This window comes from Micromonospora sp. NPDC048909 (genome assembly GCF_040649635.1).
Taxonomy (GTDB): domain Bacteria; phylum Actinomycetota; class Actinomycetes; order Mycobacteriales; family Micromonosporaceae; genus Micromonospora.
In genome coordinates this window covers 953,507-973,818 of sequence record NZ_JBEZFU010000001.1, presented here as the reverse complement: position 1 = coordinate 973,818, position 20,312 = coordinate 953,507, and the positions used below count along the sequence as shown (strand labels likewise).

Here is a 20,312-nt window from a genome sequence, read left to right as displayed (position 1 = left end):
GGTCTACGCAGCTCAGCCGCGAACGGGGCGGGTACGACGAAGCCGATTCGCGAACTTCCCCGTGCGATCTACGGTCCCGTAAGTTACGGTGACGTAGGCGTAGCTTCGTTGATCTTCCCCTTCCCCTCTTCCTGCGAGGTGCCATGACGACCGCTCTGCTCGAACCCAAGACTCCCGGACCGAAGCCGCTCACCGAAGGCTCCCAGTCACCCGGCATCCTGATCGCCCTCTGGGCGTTCGTGGTGATCCCCTTCGTGGCGCTGATCGCCGCCATCCCGATGGCCTGGGGTGGCTGGCTGAGCTGGACCGACGTCGGTATCGCCGGTTTCTGGTACGTGATCTCGGGGCTCGGCATCACGGTCGGCTACCACCGCTACTTCACCCACGGCTCGTTCAAGGCCAAGCGCTGGCTGCGGGTCGCGCTGGCGGTCTCCGGCTCGTTCGCGGCACAGGGCGACATCATCCAGTGGGTCGCCGACCACCGCCGCCACCACGCCTTTTCCGATCTGGAGGGCGACCCGCACTCGCCCTGGCGGTTCGGCGAGAACGTCTGGGGCCTGACCCGTGGCCTGTTCCACGCGCACGTGGGCTGGCTCTTCGGCCGGGAACTTTCCAACCGGGAACGCTTCGCCCCGGACCTCATGGCCGACAAGGACATCAGCCGCGTCGCCAAGCTCTTCCCGGCGCTGGTGGCGGCCTCGGTGCTCGGCCCGGCGCTGATGGGCGGCCTGCTGACCTGGTCCTGGCAGGGCGCGCTGACCGCGCTCTTCTGGGGCGGCCTGGTCCGCATCGCGCTGCTGCACCACGTGACCTGGTCGATCAACTCGGTCTGCCACGTCTACGGCGAGCGCCCGTTCGTCATGCGCCAGGGCGACCGCGCGGCCAACTTCTGGCCGCTGGCGATCCTGTCCTTCGGCGAGAGCTGGCACAACCTGCACCACGCCGACCCGACCTCGGCCCGGCACGGCGTGCTGCGCGGCCAGGTGGACATCTCGGCCCGGGTGATCTGGTTCTTCGAGAAGATCGGCTCGGCGTACGACGTCCGCTGGCCGAAGCCGGAGCGGATCGCGGCGAAGTTGGTCGAGCCGGCGGCCAGGTAATCCGGGCGATGGGGCTGGAGGTTACCTGGCAGTATGGCCGGGTGACCGAACCAGGCGGGGGGCGCGCCGGAGGGTCCGGCGGTACAGGGGCCGGGCCCGCGGCGAACACGGTCGGTGGGCGCGAGAGCGCCTTCCGACCGCACGCCAGTGAGGCGGCGACGTGAGCGGGCACAGCGGAGACACCATCCCACGGCAGGGCGTCGCTGAGCGCCAGCGAGGTGACGAGATGTCGGATGTCCCAGGCAATGACAGTGGCACGGGCCAACGACGGTCGGTACCCGCGGCGGGCGGCAAGCGCGCCTCGCGGGTACGCATGCCGGCGGCCCAGCGCCGCGAGCAACTGATCTTGATCGGTCGGCAGCTCTTCGCCGAGCGCGGGTTCGACGCCACCTCCATCGAGGAGGTGGCGGCCCGGGCGAAGGTCTCCAAGCCGGTGGTCTACGAGCACTTCGGCGGCAAGGAAGGGCTCTACGCGGTGGTGGTGGACCGGGAGGTCCGGGCGCTGCTGGACCGGATCACCACGGCGCTGACCGCCGGCCACCCGCGGGAGTTGCTGGAGCAGGCCGCGATGGCCCTGCTGGGCTACATCGAGGAGGAGACCAGCGGGTTCCGGGTGCTGGTCCGCGAGTCGCCGCTGATGTCGGCGACGGGCAACTTCAGCAGCGTGCTCAACGACATCGCCCACCAGGTGGAGCACATCCTGGGCGCGGAGTACAAGAGCCGCGGCTACGACCCGAAGCTCGCCGAGCTCTACGCCCAGGCGCTGGTCGGCATGGTGGCGTTGACCGGCCGGTGGTGGCTGGAGGTCCGCAAGCCGCGCAAGGAGACGGTGGCGGCGCACCTGGTGAACCTGGCCTGGAACGGGCTGTCCCACCTGGAGTCGAAGCCGGGGCTGATCACCTCCCGGCCGCGCTGAGCCTGCCTGACGCGCTGAGCCGGCCGGGCCACGCCGATGAGCCGGCCGGCCGGCGTCCAGCGGGTCAGCGGGTGTGCGCCTCGGAGACCGGGTGCTTGCGGTTGTTCCGCTCCGCCTCGGCATGCTCCGGCAGGCCGACCTTGTCGTAGAGGCCGGTGCCGAGCAGCACCAGGCCGAAGAGCATCGAGACGATGACCGTCGACATCGAGAAGTTCAGGAAGTTCGCCTCGGTCTGCAGCACGGACATCATCAGGATGCTGGTGACCAGGAAGATCGTCCCGGCGGTCAGATTCATGTAGTGGCCGAGGTTGCTGCGTCGGGAGGCGCCGACCAGCAGGACGACGCCGAACACCACCGAGGCCAGCGAGAACGCCAGGTTGGTACGCAGACCGAGCACCCAGTGGCTGTCGCGACCGAAGAGCGGGCTCCCGGCGGTCTCCGCGACCCCCCACACGCCGAAGACCAGGATGTAGAGCCCGATGAGCCCGGAGAGGATCCGGTAGATCGGCCGCGCCGGATGGTTCACCGGAAAGTGCGGCATGGTGCCCTCCTCCGCCCGAGATGGCCTTTTCCGGAGGATTGTCACCCGAATCCGCGGAGGATGTGCGGCAAACGCGGGGGCGGCGGGCGGAACCCGGCCGCCGATCTGCCGGACGCCGACGGGCCGAAGACGGGTTTCGCCGGAGCCCGAGTGGCCAGCGGTCGGGGACGACCACCGGAGCACAGCTCGGACCCCGGCGAAACCGGAGCGCGACCGGCGAGCTCAGAGCACCAGGCGAGCCTTCTGCCAGGCTTCCTTCTCGTCGTCGGTGCCGACCTTGCCGTACATGCCGACCATCAGCAGGACCAGGCCGACCGTCATGACCGCGATGACCGTGGCGATGCTGAAGTTGAAGATGTTCGCGTCGGTCCGGATGAAGGCGAGCCCGCCGAGGCTGACCACCATGAGGAGGTACGCCAGCCACTGGTTGATCACCACGTCGACGTTGCGGCCGAGCGCGGTGCCGGCCAGCACGATCAGGCCGAGCAGGACGCTGAGCAGCGAGAAGCCGAGATTCGTCCCCTGACCGAGGATCTGGGTGTCGTCCTGGGCGAAGAACTCGCCGCCAGCGCTCGCGATGCTGCCGAGCACACCGAAGACCACCAGGTACAGACCGGTCAGCCCGCCGATCGCCCGGTAGATCGGCCGCGCGGGGTGGTTGACGGGGGTGTGGGCCATGTCAGAGTCTCCAACGCCGTTCGGGTGAGGTCGTCGACGATTCTCCCGCATGTCGGGGTGTGACGCCGCACACGGGCCCCCTGCCTGACCAGCCCAGCGACCGTCAGTCCGCCGGCAGCTCCTCGGCCAGGGTCAGCCAGGTCTCCTCGGTGCGCTCCCGCTCGGCGCGTACGTCCTTGAGCTGGCCGTCCAACTCGGCGACCCGTGCGTAGTCGGTCGCGTTCGCGGCGAGCTGGTCGAGCAACGCCGCCTCACGCTGGTCCAACTTGCTGATCTGCCGCTCCAGCCGGGTCAGCTCCTTGCGGGCCTGCCGCACCTCCGCGGCGGACATGCCGGTACGGGCCGGCGCCTCCGGCGAGGCGGCCGGGACCGCTTCGGCGCCGGCGGACCCGGGCCGGGACGCGGCCCGGCGCAGGTACTCGTCCACCCCGCCGGGCAGATGCACCAGCCGGCCGTCACCGAACATGCCAAACACGGAATCGGTGACCCGCTCGATCAGGTAGCGGTCGTGGCTGGCCACGATCACCGTGCCGGGCCACGAGTCGAGCAGGTCCTCGAGCGCGGCGAGGGTGTCGGTGTCCAGGTCGTTGGTGGGCTCGTCGAAGAGGAGCACGTTCGGCTCGGCGGCGAGCAGCCTGAGCATCTGCAGCCGGCGGCGCTCGCCACCCGAGAGGTCACTGACCGGGGTCCAGAGCCGCCGGTCGTCGAAACCGAAGACCTCGGCGAGCTGGGCGGCGGAGATCTCCCGGTCGCCGAGCTGCACCCGCCGGGCCACCTCCTCGACCGCCTCCAGCACGCGCAGCTGGCCGGGCAGCTCGGCCAGCTCCTGCGAGAGGAACGCGGGCCGCACGGTGGAGCCGGTGACGAACCGGCCGCCGTGCGAATGGGTGACGCCGGCGAGCATCCGCAGCAGGGTGGTCTTGCCGGCGCCGTTGGCGCCCAGGATGGCGATCCGGTCGCCGGGGCCGACCTGCCACGTGACGTCGTGCAGAATCTCCTTCGGGCCGGCGTGCAGGGTGACCTGCTCCAGGTCGTACACCTGCTTGCCGAGCCGGGCGGTGGCGAGCCGTTGCAGCGACATGGTGTCCCGCGCCGGCGGGACGTCGGCGATCAGTGCGTTGGCCGCGTCGATCCGGAACCGTGGCTTGGAGGTCCGGGCCGGCGGGCCCCGCCGCAGCCAGGCGATCTCCTTGCGGAGCAGGTTCTGCCGGCGGGCCTCGGTGGCCGCGGCGACCCGCTCGCGCTCGACCCGGGCGAGCGTCCAGGCGGCGAAGCCGCCCTCGTACGCCCGGACGGCCTGGTCGGCGACCTCCCAGGTGGTGGTGCAGACGGCGTCGAGGAACCAGCGGTCGTGGGTGACCACGACGAGCGCGCCCTTGCGACCGAGCAGGTGCCGGGCCAGCCAGTCGACGCCGCCCACGTCGAGGTGGTTGGTGGGCTCGTCGAGGATGAGCAGGTCGGAGTCGCGGACCAGCAGCGCGGCGAGAGCCACCCGGCGGCGCTCGCCACCGGACATCGGGCCGACCGGCTGGTCGAGGCCGAGGTGGGGCATGCCGAGGCCGTCGAGGATGGCCCGCACCCCGGCGTCGCCGGCCCACTCGTGCTCGGCGCCCATGCTCTCGTCGAGCCACTCGGTGCCGAGCACCACGTCCCGGACGGTGGCGTCCGGGGCGAGGGTGAGGTTCTGCGGCAGCCAGGCGACCCGCAGGTCCCGGCGGTGGGTGACGCGGCCGTCGTCCGGCTCCTCGGTGCGGGTGAGCAGCCGGAGCAGGGTCGACTTACCGGCGCCGTTGAGGCCAACGACGCCGATCCGGTCGGCGTCGTCGAGGCCGAGCGAGACGTCGGTGAGCAGCGGCCCGGCGGCCCCGTAGCCCTTGGACACGCGGTCCAGGTTGACGATGTTGGCCACGACCTACCTTCCATGATCAAAGCGTCCCGGTGCCGGCTGGCACGGGACGCCTGGCCTCCCAGCGTACGCGGACGCCCCGCGCGCCGGCACGGCCGCCGCCCGGGTGTCCGCTGTCCGGGTCGGCGTCGTGGCGGCACCCCGAGCCCGCGGAAGCCGCCCCGACCGTGCCCGGACCGACCACGCCGCCGCGGGCGAGGGTCGACCGCGTCGCGTCGCGGAGCCTGGTGAGGATCCTGCCCGCCCTGGGTGCTACCGATCGACCTCGGGCGCAGCCTCAGACGACCCGGGCGCCCGCCATCGGCCCGTGGGCGACCCGGACCTCGCGGCACACCTCGGCCGCGGTCAGCTCGGCGGCGATCCGCCCGGCGTGCGCCTCGTCGGCGGCCAGGAAGACGCAGGTCGGCCCGGAGCCGGAGACGAGGCCGGCCAGCGCGCCGGCCGCCTCGCCGGCCTTCAGGGTGTCGGCGAGCGCCGGACGCATGGCGAGCGCCGCGTCCTGCAGGTCGTTGCCGAGCGCGGCGGCGAGCACCCGCGGATCCCGCTGCCGCAGCGCGGCGAGCAACCGGTCGGTGCTGCCCAGCGGCGGTCCGGCGGTGCCGGCCTCGCGGAGCCGGTCGAGTTCGGCGTAGGCGGCCGGGGTGGAGAGACCGCCGTCGGCGATGCCGACCACCCAGTGCCAGGAGGTGGGGCGGGCCAGCACCGGGCTGACCGCCTCGCCCCGCCCGGTGCCCAGCGCGGTGCCGCCGTGGATGAGGAACGGCACGTCCGAGCCGAGGTCGGCGGCGATGCCGGCCAGTTCGTCGCGGGAGAGCCCGGTGCCCCACAGCGCGTCGCAGGCGACCAGGGCGGCCGCCGCGTCGGCGCTGCCGCCCGCCAGCCCGCCGGCGAGCGGGATCTGCTTGCGCAGGTGCAGCCGGGCGTGCGGGAGCACGCCGGCGTAACCGGCGAGCGCGTGCGCGGCCCGGATCACCAGATTGGAGTCGTCCAGGGCCAGTTCCCCGGCACCCTCGCCCTCCATGGTCAGCGTGAGCGTGTCGCCCCGGCGGGCCGTGAGCTCGTCGTGAATGGAGATGGCGTGGTAGACGGTGTTCAGCTCGTGGTAGCCGTCGCGGCGCAGCGGCCCCACCCCGAGGTGCAGGTTGACCTTGGCGGGCACCCGCACCTTCACCGGGCCGCTGGCCCCGCGCCGCTCGTCGTCGTCCGGTCGCCAGGCCTCGGTCACGTGGTGACGTCCCGCAGCCGCAGGTGGATGTCGAACGGCTTCTCCACGATCAGCTCCTCGGCGGCGTCGGCGGCCGGCGCCTGCCGACCCCCGACCAGGTCGTACGCGTACACGGGCAGCGGATGCTGCGCGTCCTCGGCGGGCACCGCGCCAGCCTACTGCCCGCCGGGCGCGGCAGCCGGAGCCGACGCGGCGATCGCGGCGAACTGCTCGACGGTCAACGACTCGCCGCGGGCACCCGGGTCCACGCCGGCCGCGGTGAGCGCTGCGGCGGCCCGGTCCGCGCCGCCCGCCCAGCCGGCGAGGGCCGCCCGGAGGGTCTTGCGGCGCTGGGCGAACGCCGCGTCCACCACCGAGAAGACCCGCTCCCGGGGAACCTCGGGGCGGGGCGGTTCCCGCCGGGTGAAGGCGACCAGGCCGGAGTCGACGTTCGGCACCGGCCAGAACACGTTCGGCGGGACCTTGCCGGCGGCCCGGGACCGGGCGTACCAGGCGAGCTTGACCGACGGGATGCCGTACACCTTCGAGCCGGGGCCGGCGACCAGCCGGTCGGCGACCTCCTTCTGCACCATCACCAGGCCGTGCCGCAGGCTGGGCAGCTCGGCGAGCAGGTGCAGCACCACCGGCACGGCGACGTTGTACGGCAGGTTGGCGACCAGCGCGGTCGGGGTGGGGTCGCCGAGCTGGGCGGCGGTGATCCGCAGCGCGTCGGCGCGGTGCACGGTGAGCCGGTCGGCGTCCGGGCCGGCGTGCCGGGCCGCGGTCTCCGGCAGCGCCCCGGCGAGCACCGGGTCGATCTCCACGGCGTGCACGTGCGCGGCGACCGGCAGCAGGGCCAGGGTGAGCGAGCCGAGCCCGGGGCCGACCTCCACCGCCACGTCGTCCGGGGTGAGCCCGGCCGTGGTCACGATCCGCCGCACCGTGTTCGGGTCGTGCACGAAGTTCTGGCCGAGCTTCTTGGTGGGCGCGACGCCCAGCCGGGCGGCCAGCTCCCGGATCTCCGCCGGGCCGAGGAGACCGGTCATGGCAGCAGCGTAGGCCGGCCGACCGGCAGACCTCGCGTGCACCCCGGGCCCGGTCCACGCCGGGTCGGGCCGGTCACCACGGCCCGAAGACCCGCTCGCCGGTGGCGGAGATGGCGGCGCAGAGTTCGTCGAGGTCCGCGCCGGTGGTGGCGGCGAGCGACCGGACGGTCAACGGAATGAGGTACGACGCGTTGGGCCGACCCCGGTGCGGCATCGGGGTGAGATAGGGCGCGTCGGTCTCCACCAGGATCTGGTCGAGCGGGGTCAGCGCGGCGGCCTCTCGCAACGCGGCGGCGCTGCCGAAGGTGACCGTACCGGCGAAGCTGAGCAGGTAGCCCCGGCGCACGCACTCGGCGGCGAAGTCGGCGTCGCCGGAGAAGCAGTGCAGCACCACGGTCTCCGGCGCGCCCTCGTCGTCGAGGATGCGCAGCACGTCGGCGTGCGCGTCCCGGTCGTGGATGACCAGCGCCTTGCGGTACCGCTTGGCGATGGCGATGTGGGCCCGAAAGCTCGCCTCCTGCGCGGCGCGCCCCTCGTCGCCGGTGCGGAAGAAGTCCATGCCGGTCTCGCCGATGCCGCGGACCCGGTCCCGGGCGGCGAGCGCCTCGATCTCGCGTAGCGCCTCGTCGAGGTCGGGCAGGCGGGGGGCCTCGTTCGGGTGCAGCGCCACGGTGGCGAGCACCGCCGGGTACTTCTCGGCGGTCTCGGCACCCCAGCGCGACGAGGCGACGTCCACCCCGACCTGCACCAGCCGGTCGACCCCGACCTGCGCGGCGACCGCGACGGCCGCCGCGACCGGGTCGTCGGCGGCACCGCCGCCGGGGACGCCGGCCTCGCTGACCGTGATGTCCAGGTGGGTGTGGCTGTCGAGCACCGGGCGGGGCAGCGGCTCGGGCGCGGGCGGGAACTCGCCGGCCCGCCGGGCCGCCCGGGCGCGGCGAGATTCAGCGGGCCCGGTCATCTGTTCGGTTGGCTCGGTCATCCACCAAAGGATCACACACTGGCCGGTCCACCTGTCCGTCACCCGCAGTTCACCTTGACTACTCAGGGCGACTCTACGGTCGCCAGGTGAGCGAGCGAGCCGGCAGGCCGGCATGAGCGTCACTCCTCAGGCCAGCGGCGACGCCGGCGAGCGGACCGGGCTGCGGGTGGCGTACGGCGGCGGCGTCTACCCGGCGGAGGAGATCGCCCGGGGCGCCGCGTACGAGCTGTTCAGCGCCGACGAGGTGGCCGGTTTCGAGTGGGCGCCCCGAACCGGCTCGGCCCTGCCGTGGCGCCGCTTCGTGCACGTCACCGAGGTGACCGCGGTGCACGGCGCAGCGGAACCGGCCGAGGATCCGGACACCCCGCTGATGATGCCGGCGCACCGCGAGCGGGGCTGGGCGCAGCTGCACCAGCTCAGCCAGCGGCCGGACGCGTCCGGCGACCCGATGCTCACCGCGGCGCGCAGCTCGGCGGTGATCCGGCGGGGCACCCGAATGGTGAAGGTGCTCTCCCCGCGTCAGCTCGCCGGGTACGTGCGGGGTTGGCTGCCGCACGGCTTCTGCTACCGGGAGCACGACGTCGCGCACCTGCGTACGCCGGCGGCGACGACGCTGCTGCGGACCGACGGCGAGGTGAGCCGGGACGGCCTGGACGTGGCGTACGCGCTGCGCTGGCGGGCCGCCGACCCGGGCGACTACGACGTGCCGGTGGGCGAGGCGCACCGAGGGCTGAGCACGCTGCCGCCCCGGGACCGGCTGGGCGCGCCGGTGCTGGGCACCGGTTTCGTGCCCAGCAACAGCCAGCTGATCCCGGAGTTCGTCACCCGGGACTTCGCCGACCTGCCGATGCCGGCGAACGCCACCCTGCTCGCCTATCCGGCGGAGGGGGTGGAGGTGGTGCTCTACAGCTACCAGGCGGAGCAGCGGGGCTGGCTGCGGATGGTCGGGCCGCAGTGGCGGCATCTGCTCGCCGCGGTGCCCGGCCTCTCCCCCGACCAGGAGTACGTGCCGACCGGGGACGCGCCGCGCTCCACCCAGCTGGTGGGGGCGTACGCCGGCAGCGAGTACGAGGCGGTCGCCGACCTGCCCGGCGGGTTCCGGGTGCTGGCGATGACCCGGGCGGCCCGCTACCCGGTCGAGAGGGTGGCCCGCCGGCTGCGCTACGCGAGCTGGCGCGGGGTGCCCTGCCTGGTGCTACGCGAGGAGGCGGGCTGGCTGCGACTGCGGCTGTGCCGGCCCGATCCCGAGACGGTCGCGACCACCGCGGCCCAGTGTCACGACCGAGGCGTCTACGAGACGTGGGCACCGGGGGCAGAGGTGACGGACGACCAGGTCACGGACATTCCGTACACGCTGTAGGCGGTGGCCGGCGGCACGGCGGCGACCGGTGGGTGCCGCATATCAACCGGTGGGACGGGAATGCGCCGGGCGAGGAGACAACCGAGCCCGACATCAGGAGAAGAGCATGCCGTTCATCACCGTGGGTACGGAAAACTCCGCGCCCATCGACCTGTACTACGAGGATCACGGCTCCGGTCAGCCGATCGTCCTGATCCACGGCTTCCCGTTCAACGGGGCGACCTGGGAGAAGGAAGCCATTCCGCTGCTCAACGCCGGATATCGGGTGATCACCTACGATCGCCGCGGTTACGGCAACTCGGCGCAGCCGACGATGGGGTACGACTACGACACCCTCGCCGCCGACCTCGACGTGCTGATGACCGAGCTGGATCTGCGTAACGCGGTCCTGGTCGGCCACTCCATGGGCACCGGCGAGGTGACCCGCTACCTCGGCGCGTACGGCTCGGAGCGGGTGAGCCAGGCGGTGCTGCTGGCGCCGCTGGCGCCGTTCCTGATGCAGACCGCGGACAACCCGGAGGGCGTTCCGAAGAGCCTCTTCGACGGCTTCCAGCAGGCGATCATCCAGGACCGGTTCGCCTACCTCACCCAGTTCTGCGACGCCTTCTTCAACTACAGCGAGAACAAGGGGAAGTGGGTCAGCGACGAGGCCTACCGGGCGCACTGGGAGATCGGCGCACGCGCCTCGGCGAAGGGCACCCACGACTCCGTGGACGCCTGGCTGACCGACTTCCGCGGTGACCTGCCGCAGATCGACGTGCCGGTGCTGATCGTGCAGGGTGACAAGGACAACGTGCTGCCGTTTGCGAAGACCGGGCAGCGGCTGCAGCCGATGCTCGCCGGCAGCCAGCTGGTCACCCTGAAGGGCGCGCCGCACGGCATCCCGTGGACGCACCCCACCGAGGTCAACAAGGCGATCATGGACTTCATCGGCGCGCCGTCGATGGCCCGCGCCTGACGCCGACTCCCGTCCGGCGCCCGGTGCGGGCGCCGGACGGGTGGCCCGTCGGCCACGCGGCCGGCCGAGAAAGGTTGCGGCCCCGGGGATGCCCCGGGGCCGCTTCGTCGTACCGGTTCAGCCAGCCAGCCGGGCCAGCTCCTCGTCCACGATGGACGGGTCGAGCTTGCGGAACACCGGCTTGGGCGCGGCGAGCGCCCGGCCCACCACCAGGGGTACGGACTCCCAGCGCGTGCCCTGCGTGTAGTCGCCGGTCAGCACCGGGTACCCGGGACCGCCGTCGAGGTCCTCGACCTCCATGATCGACGGCATCGGCGCGTGTACGCCGGTGCCGCCGAGCAGCTCGTGGACCCGCTGCGCGGAGTGCGGCAGGAACGGGGTGAGCAGCGTGTTGGCGTCGCTTACCACTTGGAGGGCGACGTGCAGGATGGTGCCCATCCGGGGCTTGTCGGCCTCGTCCTTGAGCTTCCACGGGGCCTGCTCGGAGAGGTACCTGTTGGCCTCGGCGACCACCTTCATCGCCTCACCGATCGCCTGCTTCTGCCGGTGCCGGCCGATCAGGTCGCCCACGGTAGCGAAGCCGGCCCGGGCGGTGGCGAGCAGCGCCTCGTCGGCCTCGGTGAGTCCGGCCGGGTCGACCGGCGGGATCGCGCCGAAGTTCTTCGCCGCCATCGAGATGGACCGGTTGACCAGGTTGCCCCAGCCGGCGACCAGCTCGTCGTTGTTGCGGCGGAGGAACTCGGCCCAGGTGAAGTCGGTGTCGTTGCTCTCCGGACCGGCGGCGGCGATGAAGTAGCGCAGCGCGTCGGCGTCGTAGCGCTCCAGGAAGTCGCGGACGTAGATGACCACCCGGCGGGACGAGGAGAACTTGCGCCCCTCCATGGTGAGGTATTCGCTGGAGACCACCTCGGTGGGCAGGTTGAGCTGGCCCAGCTCGCCCGGTTCGCCGTCGCGCGACCCCTCGCCGGAGTAGCCGGCCAGCAGCGCCGGCCAGATCACCGAGTGGAAGACGATGTTGTCCTTGCCCATGAAGTAGTACGTCCGGGCGTCCTTGCCCTCCCCGTCGGTGGACCACCACCTGCGCCACGCCTCGGGGTCGCCGGAGCGGCGAGCCCACTCGATCGAGGCGGAGAGGTAGCCGATCACCGCGTCGAACCAGACGTAGATCCGCTTGTCGGAGCGGTCGCGCCAGCCGTCCAGCGGGATCGGCACACCCCACTCGAGGTCCCGGGTGATCGCCCGGGGCTGCAGGTCGTCGAGGAGGTTCCGGGAGAAGCGGAGCACGTTGGGCCGCCAGCCCTCCCGGCCGTCGAGCCACTGCCGCAGCACGTCGGCGAGGGCGGGCAGGTCCAGGAAGAAGTGCTCGGTCTCCACGAACTCCGGCGTCTCGCCGTTGATCTTGGACTTCGGGTTGATCAGGTCGATCGGGTCGAGCTGGTTGCCGCAGTTGTCGCACTGGTCGCCGCGCGCGCTGCCGTAGCCGCAGATCGGGCAGGTGCCCTCGATGTAGCGGTCGGGCAGGGTGCGGCCGGTGGACGGGGAGATCGCGCCCATGGTGGTCTTGGGCACGATGTAGCCGTTGCGGTACATCCCCTCGAACAGCTCCTGCACCACCGCGTAGTGGTTGCGGGTGGTGGTGCGGGTGAACAGGTCGTAGGAGAGGCCGAGCCCGTGCAGGTCCTCGACGATCACCCGGTTGTACCGGTCGGCCAGCTCGCGGGGGGTGACCCCCTCGGCGTCGGCCTGCACCTGGATCGGGGTGCCGTGCTCGTCGGTGCCGGAGACCATGAGCACGTCGTGGCCGGCCATCCGCATGTACCGGCTGAAGACGTCGGAGGGAACGCCGAAACCGGAGACGTGGCCGATGTGGCGCGGGCCGTTGGCGTACGGCCAGGCAACCGCCGCGAGAACGTGACTCATGACCAGCAAGCGTAGTGACCCGCTACGGCAAGCCGCGAACCAATAGGGGTGCCGGGGGCGTCGCCGGGTCGACGGACCGGCGGAACCCCCTCGGCTTTTGGTCCGATTTGTCGCCGACACGCGGCTGAGCTGCCCGATCCTCCCTCGGCTCCGGTGTGCAATGAACGTCGTGACTGGCAGACGAGCGGCCCGGAAGCAAGACGACCGCCCTTCGGGGGCGACGGTCGCCGAGAGTTCCGACCCGCCCGACACGGCGGGTGGCGGGGCGACCCGGGACGGCTCTACGGCCGGTGCGGGGACGTCAGCGGGCGGCGGCCCGAGCGCTGGCGGCTCGGAGCCCGCCGACGCCCAGCCGGGTGATCCGCCCCGTGGCCGGTCGGGCCGGGCGGCGACGGTCGCACCACAGCCCCGCCCGGTGCCCAGCGCCAAGGCCGCACCGCCGGCCCGGTCAGCCGCACCGGCGCAGCCGAAGACCTCCAAGCGGGCCACGCGCGCGGCGCAGGCCACCACCGCACCGGCCCAGGCCACCGCCAGCAGCGCCCCGGCCCAGGCCGGCGCGCCGCCGGCCGGGGCACCCGGGCCGGGCACGTCGGTGCCGACCCCCGCGCCACCGCCGCCGAGCCCGACCCGCCCCCGCCCGATGCCCACCCCGATCCGACCCGGCCCGCCGCGCGCCGGTCCGGCGCCCACCGACGTTGGCCCGGCGCCCACCGGCGTTGGCCCGGCTCCGGCACCTGCCGAGAGCGACCCGGACTCGACTGAGGGCACCGCGGCGGGCGGGCCGGACCGGTCCGACCCGGCGCGCCCGCACCAGCGGGAGGCGTCGCGGCGGGCCCGGGCACCGCAGACCACGGCCGACCAGCCCGAGGCCCCGGTCGAGCTGGAACCGACCACCGGGGCGCCGGTGGACGCGGTGCCGCGCCGGGTGCCGGTACGACAGCCGAAGCGCTGGCGGCGGGTCGCCCGAACGGCGGCGAACGGCGCGCCGGACGACGCCGACTCAGCGGTCTGGGCACCGATCGAGGAGGTGCACTGGGACGGCACCCCGATCCGGGAGGAGGCGCGCCAGCCGGACCGGGAGACCCGGGACGGCGGTGTCCGGCGGCGGCGGACCAGAGCCGCGACCCACCCGCCCGACCCGCTGCGCGGCCTCGCCGTGCTGCTGGCGCTGAGCCTGCTCGCCGCCTTCTTCGCCTGGGTCAGCGCCGGCCCGCTCTGGGTCGCGGTGGGCCACGCCACGGGCGGCACGGTGGTGATCGGCGACTGCACCGGCGGCGGGCTGACCCAGCGCTGCCGCGGAATCTTCGCCGCCGACGCCGGGCGCTTCGTCGCGCACGGGGTACGGGTCAGCGGGGTGCCGTCCGAGCGGACCGCGACCGGCACGACGCTGCCGGCCAGGATGACCGGGCCGCACGGTGAGACCGCCTACGTCGACACCGGGATCGCCCGGCACCTGCGCTGGGTGCTCGGTCTGCTGGCGGTGGCCGGCTGCGGCGCCGGGATCGCCCGGTGGACCGGTTCCGCCATGCTGACCGGGCGACGGGCCCGGCGCTGGGCGATCGGCGTCTCCTTCGCCGGGCCGGGACTGATCGCGCTGGGCTTCCTCGTCGCCGCCTGGTGACCCCGGGAGCCCGCTCAGCTGTGCACGACGGCGTAGACGTCCCGCCGGCGCAGGCCGTAGCTGGTGGCGACGTCACTGATCGCATCGCGGCGGGAGAGGCCGGCGGCCTCCCGGTCGGCCACCGCGGCGCGCAGCGTGTCGTCGTCGGGGCGCTCCGGCGGAGTCGCCGGGGCGCCCGCCACCACCAGCGTGATCTCACCCCGGGGGTCGCCCTCGGCAGCCCACCGGGCCAGCTCGCCGAGGGGACGGCGAAGCACCTCCTCGTACGTCTTGGTGAGCTCACGGCAGAGCGCGGCCGGCCGGTCGGCGCCGAACGCGTCGGCCAGGTCGGCCAGCGCCGCGGTGACCCGGTGCGGCGCCTCGAAGAGGACCAGGGTGCGCTCCTCGGCGGCGAGAGCCCGCAGCCGGGACCGCCGGGCGCCGGGTGAGCGGGGCAGGAACCCCTCGAAGCAGAACCGGTCGCAGGGCAGCCCGGAGAGGGCGAGGGCGGTGGTGACGGCGCTCGGGCCGGGTGCCGCGGTGACCGGCGCCCCGACGTCGAGCGCGGCCCGGACCAGCCGGTAGCCCGGGTCGGAGACGCTCGGCATGCCGCCGTCGGTCACCAGCGCGACGAGGTAGCCGGCCTGGATCACCTCGACCAGCTCCGGGGTGCGCCGCTCCTCGTTGCCCTCGAAGTACGAGACGATCCGGCCGGGGATGGTGACGTCGAGGTCCCGGGCCAGCCGGGTCAGCCGGCGGGTGTCCTCGGCGGCGACCACGTCGGCGGTGGCCAACATCTCGCGGAATCGGGCGGAGGCGTCGGCCGGGTTGCCGAGCGGCGCGCCGAGCAGGACCAGTCGCCCGACATCCGACATATCACCCACAGGTTGTGCTCCTGAATCTTCAGCGGTTCCGGTATCGGCGACGACGGGCGCCACCGGCCACCTTCGCAGCCTACGATCGCCGGGTGACGAGTGCGTCGACAGCGCAGAGCGCGAGCGCGGGCCCGGCGGGGCCGGACGGGCCGGCCGACGACGGGTCGGCCGAGGCGAGCGCCGCCGTGCCCCCGGCCGGCGGCAGCGGGGTGCCCGGCGTGGTCCGTCGGCGGCTGGCCACCGTCGAGGCCCGCCTCGACGGCTGGTCGTGGCTGGCCACCGGCGCGGTGGTGCTGATCGCCGGCATCCTGCGCTTCGTCGGCCTCTCCGGCCCCGGCGGCAAGATCTTCGACGAGGTCTACTACGCCCGTGACGCGTACGGCCTGATCGACCGCGGCGTCGAGTGGAACTACAAGGACGGCAACGCGTCGTACGTGGTGCACCCGCCGCTGGGCAAGTGGCTCATCGGGCTCGGCGAGTGGGCCTTCGGCTACCAGGACGCCGAGGGCCGCATCTCGGTGCCGGGGCACCTGGTCACCACCGCGCCGGAGTTCGGCTGGCGGTTCTCGGCGGCCGTCGTGGGCACCCTCTCGGTGCTCCTGCTGATACGCATCGGCCGACGGCTGTTCCGCTCCACCGCGCTCGGCTGCGCCGCCGGCCTGCTGCTCGCCCTGGACGGGTTCCACCTGGTGCTCTCCCGCACGGCGCTGCTCGACATCTTCCTGCTCTTCTTCGTGCTGGCCGCGTTCGGCGCGCTGGTGCTCGACCGGGACGCGCGACGCCGGCGCTGGGCGCGGGCGCTGGACGCCGGGCTGGATCCGGCCCAGCCGGGCCGGGCCGGGCGGCCGGCGGGCGGCTGGCGGAGCTGGCCGTGGTGGCGGCTGGCCGCCGGGGTGCTGCTCGGTTGTGCCTGCGCGGTGAAGTGGAGTGCGCTCTACTTCGTGCCGGCGTTCGCGCTGCTGGTGCTCTTCTGGGAGGTCGGGGTGCGCCGGTCGGCCGGGGTACGCCGGCCGTGGCGGGACACCCTGCTCGACGAGACGCCGTGGCTGGTGGCGGCCGGTGGGTTGCTGCTGGTCACCTACGTCGCCACCTGGTCCGGCTGGCTGCTCGGCGACGAGGGCTACTACCGGCTCGCCACGAACTATCCCGGCGCCCCGCTCAGCGACGCCCCGGTGGTCGGGCCGCTGATCAACCTGTTCGAGTACCACAAGGCGGCCTACGGCTTCCACACCGGGCTGGAGACCCCGCACAAGTACCAGTCCTGGCCGTGGCAGTGGCTGCTGCTCGGCCGCCCGGTGGCGTTCTACTGGACCGGCGAGGGCGCCTGCGGGGCACCGAGCTGCGCCTCGGAGATCCTCCTGCTGGGCACGCCGCTGCTCTGGTGGTCGTTCCTGCCGGCCCTGGTGGGGCTGGCCTGGCTCGGCGCGGCCCGGCGCGACTGGCGGGCCGGGGCGATCCTGCTCAGCGTGGCGGCGGGTCTGCTGCCCTGGTTCTGGTTCGCCCTGGACGGGCGGACGATGTTCTCCTTCTACGCCGCGCCGGCGCTGCCCTTCCTGGTGCTGGCGGTGGTCTACGTGCTCGGCGCGATCGTCTCCCCCGCGCCGGCCGCCGGCGCCGGCGAGGCCCGGGCGCCCGCTGTCGGCGACGCCGGCTACGACCGCCGCCTGATCGGCGGTGTGGTGGTGGGCGCGTACGTGCTGCTGGTCGCGCTCTGCTTCGCGTACTTCTATCCGATCTTCGTCGGACAGCTGCTGCCGTACGCGGACTGGTCGGCGCGGATGTGGCTGGACGGCCGCTGGATCTGATCAGCGCGACGGCGCCGGACGGCGGCCGTCGGGGAGCGGCGAGAAACGACAGCGGGCCCGCACGTCTGCACGTGGGAGCCCGGTCGACATAGGTGCGCGCCCCGATCGCCTGCCACGGGGGAAGCGGGCGATTGGGGCGCGCAAGAGAAGCTTAACCACCGCGCACCACCGGCACAACGGGTCGACTTGGGTCAGATTTCTGACCGATGCCCGCCCGATAACCCGGCAGATCCGGCAGTTGACCGACGGTTACCGGTTACCGGCCGCGCACCGTCTTGACTGGACGCCACGGGACGCCGATCCGGCGGCTGGCCCGACCTGGGATCAGGTGACGGCCGAGCATGGGAGGTGCGCGAATGCAGCTGCTCGACCGGGTCCGCGCGAGTTGCCTGGCCCTGCCGGAGGTCACCGAACGGCCCAGCCACGGCTCGCCGACGTGGTTCGTCCGGGGAAAGAGCGTCTTCGTCACGCTGCACGTCGACGGCCACCACCACAACGCCTTCCCGCACCTCTGGTGCGCGGCGCCGCCGGGCGCGCAGGAGGAGCTGATCGCCGCCGACCCCGCCCGGTTCTTCCGACCGCCCTACGTGGGCTCTCGCGGCTGGCTCGGCGTACGGCTCGACGGCGAGGTGGACTGGGCCGAGATCGACGAGCTGTGCCGGGACGCGTACCGGGACGTGGCCCCGAAGCGGCTGGTGGCCCTGCTCGACGCCGAGCCGCCCCGACCCGCCGGCTGAGCGGTGCACACCGCCGGCCGGCCGATCTGAGCGAGCAGGCCAGCTGCCGCGGGTGATCGGCCGCCCCGACCCCGATGATCATCCTAAGTGGATCGCTCCTACACTTCGCCGGTGATCAACTCAAGACGATCCGGCACCGTCCTCGCCGGACTGGTGCTGGTCTCCGCGCTGCTCGGGCCGGCGCCCGCCGCGGCCGACGAGCCGACACCCACCGAACCACCCCGGGTCGAGCTGGTGCTCGACGTCAGTGGCTCGATGCGGGCCCGGGACATCGACGGCCGCAGCCGGATCTCCGTCGCCCAGCAGGCCTTCAACGAGGTCGTCGACGCGCTGCCGGCGGAGACCCAGCTCGGCATCCGGGTGCTCGGCGCCACCTACCGGGGCAAGGACAAGAAGGTCGGCTGCCAGGACACCCAGCAGATCGTGCCGGTGGGCCCGGTCGACCGGACCGAGGCGAAGGCGGCGGTGGCCACCCTGCGGCCGACCGGGTTCACCCCGGTCGGGCTCGCCCTGCGCGGCGCCGCCCAGGACCTCGGCACGGGCGCCACCGCCCGGCGGATCGTGCTGATCACCGACGGCGAGGACACCTGCGCCCCGCCGGACCCGTGCGACGTGGCCCGCGAGCTGGCCGCCCAGGGCACCCGGCTGGTGGTCGACACGCTGGGCCTGGCCCCGGACGAGAAGGTACGGCGACAGCTGCTCTGCATCGCCGGCGCGACCGGCGGCACCTACACGGCGGCCCAGAGCACCGAGGAGCTGACCGACCGCATCAAGCAGTTGGTCGAGCGGGCCGGCGAGACGTACACCCGGACGCCGACGGCCGTCGGCGGCGGCACAGGTTGCCCGGGCGCGCCGCTGCTCGGCCCCGGCGTCTACACCGACCGGGAGATGTTCTCCGAGCACCGCTGGTACCGGGTGCCGGTACGGCCCGGTCAGGAGCTGCGTGCCTCGGTCAGCGTGGCGCTGGACCGCCCGGTCAACCGGGACTACGGCGTCCTGCTGCGGGCGGTCGCCGAGGACGGCCGCGAGCTGGTCCGGGGCGCGGACGCCGGCAGCGGCCGGGCCGACGTCATCTCCGCCGGGCTGCGCTGGTCCGGGGACGACCCCGACGAGAACGACCCCGACCAGAACGACGGCGCCGAGGCCGACGCCGACCAGTCGCCGCCGGCGACCACGGTCTGCCTGGTGGTCAGCAACTCGTTCGCACCCCGCCCGGGCACCGGGGTGAACCCGGGGATGCCGGTCGAGCTGACCGTCGACGTGGTGGCCGCCGCGCCGGACCCCCGGGGACCGGACCTCGGCCGGGGTTGGGTGCTGCTGGCGCTGCTGACCGTGGCCGGGCTGCTCACCGGCCTGGTGACCGGGCTGCTCACCCGCTGGTGGGTGGCCACGTGGAGGGAGAAGTGAGCGTGCGTACCGCATTGATCCGGTCATTGGCGGCCCTGGTGGCCGCCGCCGGCCCCGCGCTGCTGCCCACCGCGGCGCTCGCCGACCCGAGCGCCGCGCCCACCCCGTCGCCCGGGGCCACGACGGTGACCCGGGCGGGCACCTCGTTCCTCACCGCCACCGCCATCACCGCCGGCCAGCCGGTCCGGGTCGCCGCCTCCACCGGCGACCACCTCTACTGGTCCTATCCGGCCACCGCCGGGCAGGTGCACGACATCACCGCCGCCGTGGCCTTCCCCAGGAACCGCAGCGGCGCCGCCACCTGGACCCTCGACGTCTTCGACGGGCTGCGTCGCCGGCAGGCGTGCACGGCCGGGGCGCAGACGCCGACCGTCGACGCCACGGCCGCCCGGGTGGCGCTCGGCTGCACGCTGCGCGAGGTACGGCCGTGGGCCGAGCCCTGGTCGGCCGACCCGCTGCCCGGCACCTACTTCGTCCGGCTCTCGGTCGTCGACGTGCCGGAACCGGATCTCGGCGCGCCGATCGAGGTGGAGCTGCTGGTCAGTGCCGACGGCGACGGTGGCGCCCCGGCCGACGACGGCGAACTGGCGGCGCCGCTGGTGCCGAACACCCAGGCCGGGGCGGTGCTGACCGACGACGCGCTCGCCGCCCCCGCCGACGACGCGGCCGAGGAGAGCGGCGGGCTGGACGAGCTGCTGCCGGCACTCGGTTCGCGGTGGATCTGGACCACCGCCGGCGGCATCCTGGCGGCGGTGGCCGGGGTGGTCGGCTTCGCGCTGACCCGCCGACCCCGGCGCGGCTGAGCACAGGGGTGGTCGGCGTCGACCGGGCGCCGACCACCCGGCCGGAGCCGTGGACCACCGCGGTGATCAGGCGTTGCGCGGACCTCGGGGCAGCCAACCGATGAACCGGTCCTGAAGGGACGTCACCGGCGCGGCACGCAGGTCCTCGGTGGCGGCGGCGAGGCAGGAGCCCAGGTAGACGCTGAGCATCGCGCGGTCCCCGTACTCCTGCAGAAGCCGACTGCGCCTCGTCGCGCACGGCCACTCGTCGCCACAGGAGCCGCAGCTCCAGCTCGGCGGCACCGGGGCATGTTCGTCGCTGCGCGGGCTGGACGGATCCGCACCACCGGTCATCGCACTCCCTCTCCGGTTCCTCACAGGGTCGGGCGACTGCCCGGGCACGGATCGATCGCCATCGCGGCCGACCGCCGCCGCACCAGCGCTACGGAACCATCCGCTGTTACATCGTTGCGGTACTTTCGGCATTCGTGGCAG

Annotated in this window: 19 protein-coding genes; 9 read left to right on the top strand and 10 right to left on the bottom strand. The window is 73.6% G+C overall.

Annotated features, from left to right (window positions below; genetic code table 11):
- The first annotated feature begins 143 nt into the window (after window positions 1–143).
- Both AB0C04_RS04730 and AB0C04_RS04725 read left to right on the top strand, forming a co-directional pair.
- Window positions 144–1,100 carry an acyl-CoA desaturase gene (locus AB0C04_RS04730; RefSeq protein ID WP_357048260.1) on the top strand — a complete coding sequence of 319 codons (957 nt, stop codon included), beginning with the start codon at window positions 144–146 and terminating at the stop codon, window positions 1,098–1,100.
- A gap of 226 nt (window positions 1,101–1,326) precedes the next feature.
- Window positions 1,327–2,016, top strand: coding sequence for a TetR/AcrR family transcriptional regulator (locus tag AB0C04_RS04725; protein WP_357048257.1), 690 nt, complete (start codon window positions 1,327–1,329; stop codon window positions 2,014–2,016).
- Window positions 2,017–2,080: 64 nt separating this feature from the next.
- Here the strand turns inward: AB0C04_RS04725 and AB0C04_RS04720 are convergent, their stop codons facing one another.
- The 7 genes from AB0C04_RS04720 to AB0C04_RS04690 all read right to left on the bottom strand — a co-directional run bounded on the left by AB0C04_RS04720 (window position 2,081) and on the right by AB0C04_RS04690 (window position 8,352).
- Entirely contained in the window at window positions 2,081–2,557 is a 477-nt protein-coding gene (locus tag AB0C04_RS04720; RefSeq protein WP_357048254.1) for a DUF4383 domain-containing protein, read from the bottom strand.
- A gap of 222 nt (window positions 2,558–2,779) precedes the next feature.
- On the bottom strand, window positions 2,780–3,235 hold the full coding sequence (locus AB0C04_RS04715) for a DUF4383 domain-containing protein (protein WP_357048251.1): 456 nt from the start codon (window positions 3,233–3,235) through the stop codon (window positions 2,780–2,782).
- A gap of 103 nt (window positions 3,236–3,338) precedes the next feature.
- A complete protein-coding gene (locus tag AB0C04_RS04710; RefSeq protein ID WP_357048248.1) occupies window positions 3,339–5,144 on the bottom strand; it encodes an ABC-F family ATP-binding cassette domain-containing protein in 1,806 nt (601 codons plus the stop codon).
- Window positions 5,145–5,418: 274 nt separating this feature from the next.
- Entirely contained in the window at window positions 5,419–6,366 is a 948-nt protein-coding gene (locus AB0C04_RS04705; protein ID WP_357048245.1) for a 4-(cytidine 5'-diphospho)-2-C-methyl-D-erythritol kinase, read from the bottom strand.
- On the bottom strand, window positions 6,363–6,512 hold the full coding sequence (locus tag AB0C04_RS04700) for a hypothetical protein (protein ID WP_357048242.1): 150 nt from the start codon (window positions 6,510–6,512) through the stop codon (window positions 6,363–6,365). Before AB0C04_RS04700 ends, AB0C04_RS04705 begins: the two co-directional genes overlap by 4 nt.
- Before the next feature lie 9 nt (window positions 6,513–6,521).
- On the bottom strand, window positions 6,522–7,391 hold the full coding sequence (gene rsmA, locus AB0C04_RS04695) for a 16S rRNA (adenine(1518)-N(6)/adenine(1519)-N(6))-dimethyltransferase RsmA (protein WP_357048239.1): 870 nt from the start codon (window positions 7,389–7,391) through the stop codon (window positions 6,522–6,524).
- 73 nt (window positions 7,392–7,464) lie between these two features.
- The gene (locus tag AB0C04_RS04690) at window positions 7,465–8,352 is read right to left on the bottom strand and encodes a TatD family hydrolase (protein ID WP_350868781.1); all 888 of its coding nucleotides are present in this window, start codon (window positions 8,350–8,352) and stop codon (window positions 7,465–7,467) included.
- A 133-nt stretch (window positions 8,353–8,485) separates the two neighbouring features.
- Here AB0C04_RS04690 and AB0C04_RS04685 point away from each other — a divergent pair, with 133 nt between their 5' ends.
- Together AB0C04_RS04685 and AB0C04_RS04680 are read left to right on the top strand one after the other, a co-directional pair.
- A complete protein-coding gene (locus tag AB0C04_RS04685) occupies window positions 8,486–9,733 on the top strand; it encodes a hypothetical protein (protein ID WP_357048236.1) in 1,248 nt (415 codons plus the stop codon).
- Window positions 9,734–9,839: 106 nt separating this feature from the next.
- A complete protein-coding gene (locus AB0C04_RS04680) occupies window positions 9,840–10,691 on the top strand; it encodes an alpha/beta hydrolase (protein WP_357048232.1) in 852 nt (283 codons plus the stop codon).
- Between the two features lie 117 nt (window positions 10,692–10,808).
- Here AB0C04_RS04680 and metG read toward each other — a convergent pair whose 3' ends face one another.
- Window positions 10,809–12,611, bottom strand: coding sequence for a methionine--tRNA ligase (gene metG / locus AB0C04_RS04675; protein WP_357048229.1), 1,803 nt, complete (start codon window positions 12,609–12,611; stop codon window positions 10,809–10,811).
- Between the two features lie 415 nt (window positions 12,612–13,026).
- Here metG and AB0C04_RS04670 point away from each other — a divergent pair, with 415 nt between their 5' ends.
- Complete coding sequence (locus tag AB0C04_RS04670) at window positions 13,027–14,232, top strand: hypothetical protein (protein WP_357048226.1); 1,206 nt, start codon at window positions 13,027–13,029, stop codon at window positions 14,230–14,232.
- Between the two features lie 14 nt (window positions 14,233–14,246).
- Here the strand turns inward: AB0C04_RS04670 and rsmI are convergent, their stop codons facing one another.
- On the bottom strand, window positions 14,247–15,095 hold the full coding sequence (rsmI, locus tag AB0C04_RS04665; protein WP_357048223.1) for a 16S rRNA (cytidine(1402)-2'-O)-methyltransferase: 849 nt from the start codon (window positions 15,093–15,095) through the stop codon (window positions 14,247–14,249).
- An 83-nt stretch (window positions 15,096–15,178) separates the two neighbouring features.
- On the opposite strand from rsmI, the gene AB0C04_RS04660 reads away from it, so the two are divergent.
- From AB0C04_RS04660 to AB0C04_RS04645, 4 genes are all read left to right on the top strand, one after another.
- Window positions 15,179–16,891 carry a phospholipid carrier-dependent glycosyltransferase gene (locus AB0C04_RS04660; protein ID WP_357048220.1) on the top strand — a complete coding sequence of 571 codons (1,713 nt, stop codon included), beginning with the start codon at window positions 15,179–15,181 and terminating at the stop codon, window positions 16,889–16,891.
- A 356-nt stretch (window positions 16,892–17,247) separates the two neighbouring features.
- Window positions 17,248–17,628 carry an MmcQ/YjbR family DNA-binding protein gene (locus tag AB0C04_RS04655; protein WP_357048217.1) on the top strand — a complete coding sequence of 127 codons (381 nt, stop codon included), beginning with the start codon at window positions 17,248–17,250 and terminating at the stop codon, window positions 17,626–17,628.
- Between the two features lie 111 nt (window positions 17,629–17,739).
- Entirely contained in the window at window positions 17,740–19,035 is a 1,296-nt protein-coding gene (locus tag AB0C04_RS04650) for a VWA domain-containing protein (RefSeq protein WP_357048214.1), read from the top strand.
- Window positions 19,036–19,037: 2 nt separating this feature from the next.
- Window positions 19,038–19,838 (top strand): peptidase, encoded by an 801-nt coding sequence (locus AB0C04_RS04645; RefSeq protein WP_357048211.1) that lies wholly within the window; start codon window positions 19,038–19,040, stop codon window positions 19,836–19,838.
- 66 nt (window positions 19,839–19,904) lie between these two features.
- Here the strand turns inward: AB0C04_RS04645 and AB0C04_RS04640 are convergent, their stop codons facing one another.
- Window positions 19,905–20,171, bottom strand: a complete 267-nt coding sequence (locus AB0C04_RS04640) for a hypothetical protein (protein ID WP_357048208.1) — start codon at window positions 20,169–20,171, stop codon at window positions 19,905–19,907.
- Window positions 20,172–20,312 lie beyond the last annotated feature (141 nt).

Excerpts from the sequence above, each read along its gene's own strand:
- AB0C04_RS04730 (WP_357048260.1), top strand. The coding sequence starts at position 144 with ATGACGACCGCTCTGCTCGAACCCAAGACTCCCGGACCGAAGCCGCTC.
- AB0C04_RS04725 (WP_357048257.1), top strand. The coding sequence starts at position 1,327 with ATGTCGGATGTCCCAGGCAATGACAGTGGCACGGGCCAACGACGGTCG.
- AB0C04_RS04720 (WP_357048254.1), bottom strand. The coding sequence starts at position 2,557 with ATGCCGCACTTTCCGGTGAACCATCCGGCGCGGCCGATCTACCGGATC.
- AB0C04_RS04715 (WP_357048251.1), bottom strand. The coding sequence starts at position 3,235 with ATGGCCCACACCCCCGTCAACCACCCCGCGCGGCCGATCTACCGGGCG.
- rsmA (WP_357048239.1), bottom strand. The coding sequence starts at position 7,391 with ATGACCGGTCTCCTCGGCCCGGCGGAGATCCGGGAGCTGGCCGCCCGG.
- AB0C04_RS04690 (WP_350868781.1), bottom strand. The coding sequence starts at position 8,352 with ATGACCGGGCCCGCTGAATCTCGCCGCGCCCGGGCGGCCCGGCGGGCC.
- AB0C04_RS04685 (WP_357048236.1), top strand. The coding sequence starts at position 8,486 with ATGAGCGTCACTCCTCAGGCCAGCGGCGACGCCGGCGAGCGGACCGGG.
- AB0C04_RS04680 (WP_357048232.1), top strand. The coding sequence starts at position 9,840 with ATGCCGTTCATCACCGTGGGTACGGAAAACTCCGCGCCCATCGACCTG.
- metG (WP_357048229.1), bottom strand. The coding sequence starts at position 12,611 with ATGAGTCACGTTCTCGCGGCGGTTGCCTGGCCGTACGCCAACGGCCCG.
- AB0C04_RS04655 (WP_357048217.1), top strand. The coding sequence starts at position 17,248 with ATGCAGCTGCTCGACCGGGTCCGCGCGAGTTGCCTGGCCCTGCCGGAG.
- AB0C04_RS04640 (WP_357048208.1), bottom strand. The coding sequence starts at position 20,171 with ATGACCGGTGGTGCGGATCCGTCCAGCCCGCGCAGCGACGAACATGCC.